Below are 12,525 nucleotides of genomic sequence, written 5' to 3' on the forward strand. Positions count from 1 at the left end.
TGTCAGTTTCAGTGGCTGGCCCGCGACGCTTAAGACTGCCTGAAAAGCAGCGGTCGCAGACGAAAAAAGCAGGCAGGATCATGGCCGGCAGTCCTTCCTGCACACCTAACCTGACGCTAACTGGCGTGATGATTCGGAGTGAACACGAATGAAGATTCTGATTACGGCTGGTCCCACTCGCGAATACATCGACGATGTTCGCTTTCTTTCGAATGCGAGCAGTGGTCGGATGGGATACGCACTGGCGCAGGCCGCAATCGATTCTGGTCATCAGGTTGTTCTGGTCACGGGACCAGCCGATCTGCGTCCCCCCGATGGATGCGAGATTCATCGTATTGAAACAACCGGGCAGTTGCGTGAAACATGCCTTCGATTGTTCGAGGAATGTGATGGAGTGATCGCGACCGCAGCTGTGTGTGACTATCGTCCGAAGGAACGGATTACCGGCAAGATAACGAAAACGGGTGAGCCCGTCGTTCTTGAACTCGTTGAAACCTCCGATGTGCTGGCGGAGCTTGGAGCCAACAGGAAGAGCCAGTGGATCGTCGGCTTTGCCCTGGAATCGCAGGATCCCCGCAACAACGCCATGCGGAAGCTTCGCATGAAAAGATGCGATTACATCGCACTGAATGACACGAGTGCCATTTCTTCACTGACCAATCGTTTGGAGATCCTGAATCCGGACGCGGAAACAGTCGCGATCTACGAAGGTCGGAAAGAAGACATCGCCGGTCAATTGATGTCACTGATTCAGGGCACGCTTTCCAAATAAGCCACACAGAAGCAGTTCGTGTGGTATGTCCAAAGCGCGGCGGCGAACGGCCGCGCACCGGATGGTCGCGTACCGGGTGGTCGCTTTGGAAAACAAATCCGTCAATTTCCGGAAGAATTGAACCTGCAATTTGGGTTTGCATGCTCCGGGGCGGCGGTCAGATTCTTCTGAATAGCAGCTGCCAATCAGCAGAGATGATGCCTGTAAGTCGACGACGGAACAGCAATCTGGGAGCTTTCGGTTTTATTTTGCGTTCGGGTTCATCACACTTTACGACAGAATCGTATGAACGTGGTAACCTGCATGTTGCGCAATGTTTTCTGTCACGTGTTGACAGTTCAGAACTGAGGCATGCCATGTGAATGCGACTCAGACTCCAGCCGAATCATCCTTCCAATTCTTACCTGATTTTAAAACGGGGGCTTCTTCATGACCAACCAGGACAACGGTGCTTCGCGCCGTGACTTTCTCCGGAACTCCAGTGTCGCGGCCGCGGCTTCTACTTTTCTGACCGGAGCTGCTCCGGGTTTGTTTGCCGCCCAGGATAACACAATTCAGGTCGCGCTGGTGGGGTGTGGCGGCCGCGGAACGGGGGCCACCAACAACGCTTTGAGCGTCGATAACGGCCCCATCAAGCTGGTCGCGATGGCTGACGTATTTACAAAAAATCTGGAATACAAGCACAAGGAACTTGCCGGGGCCTACCAGGAAAAAGGCAAGATGGACGTCCCGCCCGAGCGGCAATTCATAGGGTTTGATGCTTACAAAAAGGCCATGGATTGTCTGCGTCCCGGAGACGTCGTCATCCTGGCCACGCCGCCTGCCTTTCGTTGGGTACATTTTACGTACGCCATCGAAAAAGGCCTGAATGTCTTCATGGAAAAGCCGGTCACGGTGGATGCACCTGCCTCTCGGCGAATGCTGGAACTGAACGAAAAGGCGAAGGCAAAGAATCTGAAAGTCGCGGTCGGTTTGATGTGCCGCCACTGCGAAGCACGCGGTGAATTGTTCGACCGCATTCAGAACGGAGAAATCGGCGACATCACCATGATGCGTGCGTACCGAATGGCGGGGCCAACCGGTACGGCCGCCTGCGGTCCGAAGCCTGAAGGAATGAGCGAGCTGATGTATCAGATCAGCAAGTTTCACGGCTTTCTGTGGCTAAGTGGCGGAGCCGTCAGCGACTTCCTCATCCATAACATTGACGAATCCTGCTGGATGAAGAACGACTGGCCTGTCAGAGCAAAAGCATGCGGTGGACGCCACTATCGTGGCGACAGTGTTGACCAGAATTTTGACAGCTATTCGATTGAATACACGTTCAAAGACGGGACCAAGCTGTTCGTCGATGGGCGAACCATTCCTGGTTGCCATCAGGAATTCGCCAGCTACGCTCACGGCACAAAAGGGTTGGGCGTGATTTCTTCTGCGGCTCACACGCCGGCGAAGTGCCGAATTTACAAAGGCCACAATGAAGACGACGCGAACCTGCTGTGGGCGTTTCCGCAGCCGGAACGAAATCCCTACCAATTGGAATGGGATCACCTGATCGCTGCTATCCGGGAAGACAAGACCTACAACGAGGTCGAACGTGGGGTCATGGCCAGTGCTGTCACCTCAATGGGCCGCATGGCCGCCCACACCGGACAACTGATTACGCTTGAGCAGTTCATGAAGGTCGAGCACGAATTTGGGCCGAATATTGATCAACTGACCATGGAGTCCGATTCGCCGTTGATGGCCCGAGCCGATGGCAAGTATCCGATTCCTATGCCAGGCCTGATCAAGAACAAAGAATACGCCTAGCCGAACCGTCCGTTGAAAAATCGGGACAGCCCGTCCCATTTTTCAACAGGCTGCCACGCTACGACATTGCTCTAATCATTTCCGTCATTTGCAATGACGAACTTAAACAAAGAGCTCCCGCCGGAATTCCGGCGGGAGCTCTTTTTATTTCGTCCAGCAATAAAAAAACCGCCGAACAGAGTTCGGCGGCTTGATGATTCATAATTCTGTGCAGGCATTCTCGCCTTGTCACTTACGCTTTCTTCTTGGGTGCTGCGATATCCCGCAGTTTTGCACCGCTTCGCTTTGCATACAATTCTTTGGTCCCATCGGTGGCAAAACGCACACCAACGCGGGTTGGCTTGTTCGTTTCGGGGCAAATGAGCTGGACGTTAGAAACGTCGATCTTCAGCTCTGTGTGAAGTCGGCCACCCTGAGGACTCTTAGGATGCCCTCGGCGGACGTGCTTGTAAACACGGTTTACGCCTTCCACAACCAGCTTGCCGTTCTTTCGATCAACGCTCAGGACAGCGCCACGGGTGCCCGCGTCGTCACCAGAGATTACTTCGACTGTATCACCCTTGCGGATGTGCATTTCCCTCGACTCCCAATCCTCTTCACACCGTCAAAACAGCAACGCCACAATCAGAATTTCTGCAGCCTGAGTGCTTAATTCCTTGGCTTTTCACCACCTGAAGCCCTCTGAATCGGCATTTTCGGGGCGAAACTTAATTCCTCCGTCTCCAAGACTCCACCATCGTCAACAGTGGCTGAGTGCCGGAATCTTTAGAGAAGGCGGAAGATGACAACTAAATCCGTCAAAATCAAGGGCTGAGCCTCCTGTTCCCTGGTGGACCCTGGAAAGTCCTGCGTTTGGGGCGAAATGGGGGAGGATCGTTCGGCGACACTATCGGATGGCCCGCTGGGATGGACGTGGTCACCGACGCACGAAAGTGGCCATTTGAGCAACTTGAAATCGAAAACGACGATCTCCGATCGGCGGAGACGAGACCAAAAAGAAAACCCGGCTCTCGAAGAGAAAGCCGGGTTCTGAATGGATGCACAGAGAAGCGAGTCTTTTTACCCGGGATCAGTGGATGCAGTTTCGATTGGGGGAAGCGGACCGGGAAAACAACTCTCTGTAAAGGTTTCGAAAGTCTGTTTCAAGGGCAAACCGGAGTCTGACGGCAACAGGTCAGCCTAGCTGCCCATTGCTCACACTTGACGTCGCTGACGAGGAACTAACCCTGCTTTGCCAGCTGACGACGCCGACGCATCCCAATAATTAGGCCGCCCAATCCCAGAACAGCAAACGACGACGGCTCGGGAACCGCTGCTGCGGTCGACGAGAAATTTGCAGTGAAGGCCATGTCTCTGAAGCCGATCCACCTTGTTATCTGTCGACCAGAATTGACGTCCACTGCCCAGTGAGGTTGCCGTTGTTTAGAAAAGACGAATTCACCGTCGGCGTACGGGTCGATTCCGTTGAAAAACGTCCCAACGATTGCGGTGCCAGTGACGCGTCAAAATACTCGGAAGCACTGATGAACGCTACATAGTCATTTCCGCTTGTGAGATTTAACCCACCAGTGTTGAAGGTGAACTTCTGCATTCCATTCGTGCCACCGTTGTTAGTTTGTGGAGACCCCAGTGCTTTCGTAGAGAATTGACCCTGTCGCTGAAAAGTTCCGGAATCCCAATCCATCACATAGAACTCCAAAATCAACAAAATCTGGGTTTAACTTGTCATTCAAGTAAACCGTCCAACTATTCAGGAATGTGTCAGCCCCTACGGTGAACGTTTGGCCATAGGTTGCCGAGTTTGTTTCGCCAAAATCCTCAGTGCCCTCAGAGTTATCCCACAGACCAACCGTACTTATCACTGTGTCCGCACTGGCCCGCCCAGCAAAACTGAGCATCGCTGCGCAGAGCCCCAAAATTCGAGCCGCCCGCATTGTGTATTTCCCCCATATTTAATTGAATTTGATCCAGATCAGCCCGAATCTATTGACCCTGGTGGGTGATAGCAACCTCCTAACCCTGCAAATCAGAAAAGTTTCCCAAAGTCACCAAACTGACACATCTGTACAGTCGGAGGCGGCGCAAAATGTGGCTCGAAGTCAACAAAAAAGCCCGGTCCCCATAGGAACCGGGCTTTCTTTCACCACTGATTGCTGAGCGATTCTCGGGCGATTGCCGCCCTATCAGATTTACGGCTTTGAAATGTCGTAACAGCAAATGATTTCCTGGTCACGCAGGTAAAGTTTGCCATTGCAGACCACTGGATGCGTCCAAATCTTACCACGATCGGAACGCTGCTTGGTCTTGGGATCAATCGTGAATCGACTGATTTCTTTCCAGCCGTCCGGCGTTGCTTCGGCCAGGACGCAGTCGCCACTTCCCTCTTCCAGACAGTAAAGTTTACCGTCCGCCGAAGTCACGGCCCCCTTGGAACCGTTCTTTCCACCTTCGCTCCAGATTTCTTCGCCCGAATTCAAGTCCTGACATACCCATCCGACGGAATCGCTGTGACCGTACAGCTTATCTCCGATCAGAATCACGCCGCCATGATGGTTCTTCATGACTTTGTTCTCGTAAATCTTTTCTACCTGATTATTGGGCCCGATGTTGAGCAGCATGCAGCCAACGCCGTAGCCTGAGGTCACATAGACCTGACCCTTGCTGTAAATTGGCGTCGGAATGACGGCTGTCCGGCCCGGCCAGTCCGCTTCCCATTGCAGCTTTCCTTCGGCATCCAGGCCAAACACTTTTTTCTCGGTCAGCTGAATGTACTGCTTCTTTCCGAAGTGGTTGACGGCAATGATTGATGAATAGTGGGCGTTTTCAGTGACGTCCGCGGACTGCCAAATCAGTTTACCGGAATTCAGGTCGAAGCAGGCGACGGTTCCCTGCTTACCGCCGGGGGTGCACAAGACGCGTTCCCCATCAACTAACGCCGATTCACTGTATCCCCAGTTTGGGATAGAGCCGCCCAGTTCCGTGAGGCTGGCCGTCCATTTTGCTTCGCCGTTTTCGGTATTCAGGCAGGCTACGTTTCCTTTGCCGGAAATCGCAATCACATTCTGACCGACGACGGTTGGTGTGCTGCGTGGACCGCCCCCCCAACCATTCTCAAGGAAGTCACCGATGCGTGTTTTCCAGAGTTCGCTGCCATCGCTATCCTTCAAGGCAATAACGTATTCCGACGAATCATCTGCTCCCATCGTGTAAATGACACCGCCGGAAATTGCGAGCCCCGAATAACCAAGGCCAGCAGCCTCTGATGTCCAGACTTTCCTGGGACCACCTTCCGGCCACTCAGAAAGCAGTCCGGTTTCGCTTGAAATATCATCCCGATTCGGACCACGCCAGGCGGGCCAGTCTCCCGCAAGAGCCATCGAAGTCATCAACGCAAATGCCATGCTGGTTTGCAGACTTCGTTGAAGTAACGTTCGCGTCAAATTCATAATTCACCCTGATTTGTAAAGAAAGCTCCGGACATTCAGCCCGAAAAGTCCCGGCTCATAACGTGGAAGAAGAATCCCGTCTCGACTCCGTAGGTGCAATTTAGCAAAGCCGAGTCATATGTGCAGGGCACAACTCGGAAAATCACCTCGACTCAATCCCCGCTGCCGAAGCAATCTGGATATGTCTGAACATTCACTACCAGCCAGCAACGCCTTCCCGAATTCACCTCCACTGGTGGAACTCTGTTCCGGAGGAATTGACGACGTGCTGCTCGCTCAGGAATTTCAGATTCCGCGCATCGAACTCAACAGCGGAATGGCTGTCGGTGGGTTGACGCCTTCGATTGCTCTGGCCGAAACGGCACGCGTTGCGTATTCCGGAAAGATCATCGCCATGGTACGTCCGCGTGAGGGCGGGTTTTGCTATTCAACTCGCGAATTTCAGTTGATGATCGATGATGCGAAACGTCTGATCGATGTCGGCTGCGAGGGCGTCGCGACCGGGTTCCTGAAGACCGATGGTACCATCGATGTCGATCGTTGCGACGAATTCAGCCGAAGCCTCCCGGAGGCAGAGTTTGTTTTTCATCGGGCTTTTGATCTGGTTCCTGATTTCCCGGTCGCCATTGATCAACTGGTGGCAGCCGGGTTCGACCGAATCCTGACCAGCGGTGCAGCGGCCACGGCGATCGCCGGTGTCAATCGGATTCGAATGTGCGTCGACCATGCCGATGGTCGCATCGAAATCCTTCCCGGCAGTGGAATCAGGGCGGCCAATGTGGCTGAGATCATCCATCAAACAAAATGTCGGCAGATTCACACGTCCGCGGGTTGCCATCGTCTTGACACTTCCGCACAGCGCAATCCGGAAATCCATTTTGGAGGAAACCCCGGTCTGCCATCGGGGAGCTACGGAGTGGCGGATCGCGAACAGCTCCGCAAATTATTGATGGTGTTGCATGCACGTGAATGACCCGTCATCGATAGGGCTATCCATCTTCGAAATTTCCTGACCGCAAAGTGACTCATCTGTGATGACGCCAGCAACATCCCGAATGCTCGAATCCAATCGAGTGAGATTGCGGCAGTGGAGGCCGGAAGATCGCTCGCGACTGGCGGAGCTGAATGCTGACCCGCGAGTCATGGAGTTCTTCCCGTCTGTCATGACCGCCGAGGAAAGCGATGCGATGTTCGAAAGAATCGAACAGCACTTCCGGCAGCATGATTTCGGCTATTGGGCCGTGGAACTTCCGGGTGTATCCGAATTCGCCGGATTCGTTGGTCTTGCAGTTCCCCGTTTTGAGGCCCACTTTACGCCGTGCGTTGAGATCGGATGGCGACTGGGTTTCGGATTCTGGGGGAAGGGATATGCCACGGAAGCAGCAAGGCTCGCGTTACATTACGCTTTCACATGGCTCAATCTGCAGGAAGTTGTTTCGATGACGGCTGTGATCAATCATCGATCGCGGCGTGTGATGGAGAAGCTGAAGATGATCCGCGATGCTGTTGACGATTTCGATCACCCCCTTGTGCCGGAGAATCACCAACTGAGGCCGCATGTTTTGTATCGCCTGAAATGTGAGAACCAGCCGTGATGATTGCGCCCGATCCGGCCTGCCCGTGATCGCTACCTGTGGTCGCTGCCTGCGGACGAAGCGAATCGGTCAGGTGCAGACCCGGGCTCCGATGCTTCCAGTTATCAGGCCAGTATTTCACTGGCGACGTTGCCTCCAATATCAGTCAGCCGATACTTGCGACCCTGAAATTTGAAGGTGAGTTGTTCGTGGTCGACCCCCAGTAAATGCAGCATGGTGGCATGGAAATCGTTCACATGCATTGGGTTCTCTACGATGTGAAATCCGATCTCGTCGGTTTTTCCGTAAGTGTACCCGCCTTTAACGCCGCCGCCTGCCATCCAGACGCTGAAGGCGTCTTTGTGATGATCACGCCCCACCTTGTCGTTCACCCGTCCGGTATTCTCCGCGCCCTGAAGCATAGGAGTTCTTCCAAACTCGGCTCCCCAGACAACGAGCGTTTCGTTCAACAAGCCTCGTTGTTTGAGGTCTTTGATTAATGCGGCAATTGGCTGGTCCACCTGCCTGCACTTGTTGCGAAGCGAAGGGAAGACGCTTCCATGATGGTCCCAGCCCTGATCGAACAACTGCACGAATCGTACGCCTCTTTCCACCATTCTTCGGGCAAGAAGACAATTGTTGGCGAAGCTGCTTTTTCCAGGTTCGGTCCCGTACAGTTCATGCGTTTCCTGAGATTCCGATGCCGTATCCATCAATTCCGGAACCGCAGACTGCATCCGAAAGGCCATTTCATACTGGCTGATTCGCGTTGCGATTTCAGGGTCACCGGCATCTGCCAGCTGAAACTGATTTAATCGATTAATGTTGTCCACAATGCGGCGCCGTGCTGAGGCATCGATCCCGTCCGGATTCGAAAGGAACAGCACAGGGTCTCCGCTGCTGCGAAATTCGATTCCCTGATGGGTGCTTGGCAGAAATCCACTTCCCCACAAACTATTCCCTGCTCCGGCGACATTGCCGGTGATCAGCACGACGAATCCGGGCAGATTTTCGTTTTCACTGCCGAGGCCATAGTTGACCCAGGATCCCAGTGACGGACGTCCAAACTGGCCAAAGCCCGTTTGAAACATCAACTGTGCCGGCGCGTGATTGAACTGCTCGGTGTGCAGTGATTTAATCATGCAGATTTCGTCCGTGACTGTTGCGAGATTCGGCAACAATTCGGACATTTCCATGCCACATTCACCGTGCCTGGAAAACTTCATCTGTGTCCCAAGCAGCCTGGGTTGCTTGCGGATGAATGCCAAACGCAGGCCTTCCCAAAGCTGATCCGGTACCAGTTCTCCATCAAGCCTTTGCAATTCCGGCTTGTAGTCAAAGAGGTCCAGATGAGATGGCGCTCCAACCATGTGAATGAAAATGACATTCTTCGCGCGGGCAGGCAGATAGGTTGCGCCACCAGAATGGCCTGCAGCAGAATCTGTCGCCTGTTCGGTGGCAGGCAAATCACGGGCAAGCAGCGAGCTTAGAGCAACCGAACCCAGCCCCATAGCCGAATGCTGAAACAAATGACGTCGTGACAATGTCTGAAACATGGCAATTGGCCAGAAAGGTGAAAGAGGATCCAAACCAGTGGGCATTGCTTCTGGCGGAAAACACGCAGCGGAAACTCACAGCTGCAGAAGAATGCTCACGAATTCCACTGCGACTGAATTCACTAGTTCTTTGTAATGACTTCATCCAGATTCAGCAGCACGTTGGCAACGCTAACCCATGCAGCCTGCTCTGAAAGTTCTGATGGACCGAGACGTTGGCCGGCTGGAATCAGGCTTTCCGCTTGTTTTGTGTTGCTCCTGAATCGTGCCGATTCCTGTTCCCATAGCTGCTGCAACGTCTGAATTTCTTCTTCCTGCGGTGCTCTTGCAACACACAATCGCACCGCGTACTGCAGTCGCGAACGCAAATCCCCGTTCGGTGTTTCTGAAACGATTCGGGTTGCCAGAGCAATCGCCATTTCCACGTAGGCCGGGTCGTTCATCAGAGTCAGTGCCTGCAGGGGCGTGTTACTGCGAGATCGTTTGACGACGCAGGACGCTCTGTCCGGGGCGTCAAAGTTCACAAAGCTCGGATACGGCGCGCTGCGACGCCAAACAACATAGATGCCCCTTCGGAATCTGTTCTCGTCCTGATTGGCCGTGTATTTGGGGGCATTGCGCCCAACATGCCGCCAGATGTTTTCCGGCTGCGGAGGATATACGGGAGGGCCGCCCATTTTATCCGACAGCAGACCACTTAACGCCAGCGCGTTGTCTCGAATCACTTCAGCCGGAAGGCGAAACCGTGGCCCCCGAGCCAACCATTTGTTATTCGGGTCCGCTTCAAGCTGCAAGGGCGAAATGCGGGAGGACTGCTGGTAGGTGGATGACGTCACGATCAGTCGATGGATGTGCTTCATGGACCATCCACTCTCCATGAATTCAACCGCCAGCCAGTCGAGTAACTCGGGATGGGTGGGTCGGCTGCCCTGCGTTCCGAAGTCTTCCAGTGTATCTACGATGCCCTGACCAAAAAACTGGGCCCACCATCGATTCACCGTCACCCGGGCTGTCAGTGGATTTTCGTGAGACACCAGCCATCTGGCAAAATCGAGTCGATCAGCGGTCGACTTTTCCGGCTGATTCGGGACAAAACTGTGCAGGATCGTTGGGGTCCACGGTTTTACTTTGGTACCGGGGGACAGAAAATCGCCCCGTTTGAAGATGAACGATTCACGCTGACTGGTCATCTCAGTCATGATGGCTGTCGCTTCCGGCTTAATCCCTGCCAGTGCTTCTTCTTTCGATTTCACCTGTTCTGTCAATTCGGCCAGCTCTTTGTCATTCTGGCAACGATATTCAGCAATGGATTGGTCCTGAGCTCCGGCTCGAGCTGTTGGCTCTGTGTTCAGTGCGGCAAGTATGTCCGAGGGAATCATCGTGATGTCGGGGTTACCAGTCAGGGCAGAAAATCGAAGCCGCCCGATGAGCCGACCGCTTCCGAAGTGTTGGGGCAACCGAACTTCAAGTCGCGAACCCGCTTCAAATCCGATGGGAGTCTCGGTCAATAAGGTCACATGGTGTGATTTTCCGAACTGCGTGCCTATTGCCCAGCCAGTATTCGGCTTTCCATCGATCAGCCCGGCAGGATCCCATTTTGGCTGTGCGTAATCAGCCTGCGCGGATCGGAACCGAACCGGGGTTGATTTGCCGTCGCCACCGGCGGGTGAAATTGCGGCTTCAACCTCATAGAGCACGAAATTGGGGCGTTTTTCGTCCGTTCGTCCCGGTCCGTTTCCTGGCAATGATTTGTGAGTCAGGGTTTCCATCCGGATCGCTGTGATACCGCTCACGCTGGTTTCGAGCGTAACGGAGTAAACATCTTTGTCTGCCGCCTTGCCGGTCAGCAGCAGAGATCCGTCGTCGAGGAGTTCATACGAGGAACGACTTTCGGTTTCGAAAGACGAAATGGGCAAAGGATGCCACGTTGCCTGCTGACTTGCCCTGGCGAGCATCTGTGATTCCCAGTCTGCATCCAGTCTGGCAAGCTGATCCATTCGCTTTTGGGCCAGTGCTTTTAGCTGCTGAATCTGCTGTTGTAATTGCTTCTGGCGTTGCTGTGCTTGTTCACTCAGCGGAAGCTCGAGCATCGGACCTGCAACTTCAAACTGTACTCCGCCGTCTTTGGGGGCTTCCACTTCCATCGGAGTGTTGTTGAAGAATGCAAACAGCTGGTAAAAGTCCTGTTGCGTGAACGGGTCGTACTTGTGATTGTGGCATCGCGCGCATTCGAGGGTGGTGCCAAGCCAAACAGTTCCGGTCGTCGTGACACGATCAGCGACCTGATTGGTTCGGTTTTCTTCCGGATCGACACCGGCTTCGACGTTACACGTTGTCTGGCGATGAAAACCGGTGGCGATCTTTTGTTCGATCGTGGCATTGGGGATCAGATCGCCAGCCAGCTGTTCGATCGTAAACTGATCGAACGGCATGTCTTTGTTCATCGCATCAATCACCCAGTCGCGATAGGCCCACACAGATCGAAACTGGTCTGCCTGATATCCGTTGGAATCTGCATAGCGAGCCAGGTCGAGCCATTGTCTGGCCCATTTTTCTCCGTAGCGTGGCGAGCAAAGAAGTGCGTCGACAATGCGTTCAAAATGTCTTGAAGAAGGATCGGCTTCGAATGCAGCCACGGCTTCCGGAGACGGTGGAAGTCCAGTCAAATCCAGATAAACCCGGCGCAGCAGTCGAGCCGGCAGTTCCGCCGGAGACGGCTGAAGTCCGGCAGCATGAACGGCCAGCGTCTTCCTGACAAAATGATCCACCGGATGCACATCGGAGGGAATGTCTGCCTTTTGTGGAGCCACGTATGCCCAATGGACCGGTGACGGTGAACTCTCAACGTTCCACTCGGCGCCGGCATCGATCCACTGCTCGATCATCCGGATCTGTTCGTCAGTCAGACGGTCACCTTCGGGGGGCATACGATCTTCATCACCAGACCTGATGCGTCGTACCAATTCGCTGGCGCGACTTTTTCCCGACACAATGGATGGTTCACCCGAATCGTTTCGCAACAGTAAATCGTCGCGTGATGTTAATCGAAAACCGCCTTCGCGGGCGTCCGGCCCATGACACTCCAGGCAGCGGCGTTGCAGAATGGGAAGGACTTCCGAAGCGAAATCGACTTGTCGGATTCCGGATTCTTCCTGCCCGATTCCAGATTCATCGGCTGTCGCTGTCCCTGTTCCACAAATCAGGGCCTGGACGCCGATCAGGATGATTTGCCGAAGCAGGCATTTGGGAAGGAGATGCTTCATGGTCGTGGGAATGGTGGGTCGGCAGGTGAGATTGGGCAGCCAGAGCCGCCACTGGGGAAGTGCGCTGCCGCCAGCATACCAAAGTCCCCTTGAAAGTCACCAGCGAAT

At 54.0% G+C, this 12,525-nt stretch carries 9 protein-coding genes; 4 read left to right on the forward strand and 5 right to left on the reverse strand.

All coding sequences use genetic code 11. The features are described from left to right. Positions 1 to 148: 148 nt before the first annotated feature. Positions 149 to 772 (forward strand): phosphopantothenoylcysteine decarboxylase, encoded by a 624-nt coding sequence (locus tag R3C20_20705; protein MEZ6042930.1) that lies wholly within the window; start codon positions 149 to 151, stop codon positions 770 to 772. A 429-nt stretch (positions 773 to 1,201) separates the two neighbouring features. Continuing rightward, positions 1,202 to 2,578 (forward strand): Gfo/Idh/MocA family oxidoreductase, encoded by a 1,377-nt coding sequence (locus tag R3C20_20710; protein MEZ6042931.1) that lies wholly within the window; start codon positions 1,202 to 1,204, stop codon positions 2,576 to 2,578. A 232-nt stretch (positions 2,579 to 2,810) separates the two neighbouring features. Here R3C20_20710 and rplX read toward each other — a convergent pair whose 3' ends face one another. From rplX to R3C20_20725, 3 genes are all read right to left on the reverse strand, one after another. Next, positions 2,811 to 3,152, reverse strand: coding sequence for a 50S ribosomal protein L24 (rplX, locus tag R3C20_20715; GenBank protein MEZ6042932.1), 342 nt, complete (start codon positions 3,150 to 3,152; stop codon positions 2,811 to 2,813). Between the two features lie 798 nt (positions 3,153 to 3,950). Next, positions 3,951 to 4,262, reverse strand: a complete 312-nt coding sequence (locus R3C20_20720) for a hypothetical protein (protein MEZ6042933.1) — start codon at positions 4,260 to 4,262, stop codon at positions 3,951 to 3,953. Between the two features lie 505 nt (positions 4,263 to 4,767). Continuing rightward, complete coding sequence (locus R3C20_20725; protein MEZ6042934.1) at positions 4,768 to 6,024, reverse strand: PQQ-binding-like beta-propeller repeat protein; 1,257 nt, start codon at positions 6,022 to 6,024, stop codon at positions 4,768 to 4,770. A 181-nt stretch (positions 6,025 to 6,205) separates the two neighbouring features. On the opposite strand from R3C20_20725, the gene R3C20_20730 reads away from it, so the two are divergent. Together R3C20_20730 and R3C20_20735 are read left to right on the forward strand one after the other, a co-directional pair. After that, a complete protein-coding gene (locus tag R3C20_20730) occupies positions 6,206 to 6,997 on the forward strand; it encodes a copper homeostasis protein CutC (GenBank protein ID MEZ6042935.1) in 792 nt (263 codons plus the stop codon). A gap of 61 nt (positions 6,998 to 7,058) precedes the next feature. Next, positions 7,059 to 7,619, forward strand: coding sequence for a GNAT family N-acetyltransferase (locus R3C20_20735; GenBank protein ID MEZ6042936.1), 561 nt, complete (start codon positions 7,059 to 7,061; stop codon positions 7,617 to 7,619). Positions 7,620 to 7,723: 104 nt separating this feature from the next. On the opposite strand, the gene R3C20_20740 is transcribed toward R3C20_20735, so the two are convergent. Beyond that, positions 7,724 to 9,154 (reverse strand): DUF1501 domain-containing protein, encoded by a 1,431-nt coding sequence (locus R3C20_20740; GenBank protein ID MEZ6042937.1) that lies wholly within the window; start codon positions 9,152 to 9,154, stop codon positions 7,724 to 7,726. Between the two features lie 122 nt (positions 9,155 to 9,276). After that, entirely contained in the window at positions 9,277 to 12,417 is a 3,141-nt protein-coding gene (locus R3C20_20745; protein ID MEZ6042938.1) for a PSD1 and planctomycete cytochrome C domain-containing protein, read from the reverse strand. Positions 12,418 to 12,525 lie beyond the last annotated feature (108 nt).

Source organism: Planctomycetaceae bacterium (genome assembly GCA_041398825.1).
Lineage (GTDB): Bacteria > Planctomycetota > Planctomycetia > Planctomycetales > Planctomycetaceae > F1-80-MAGs062.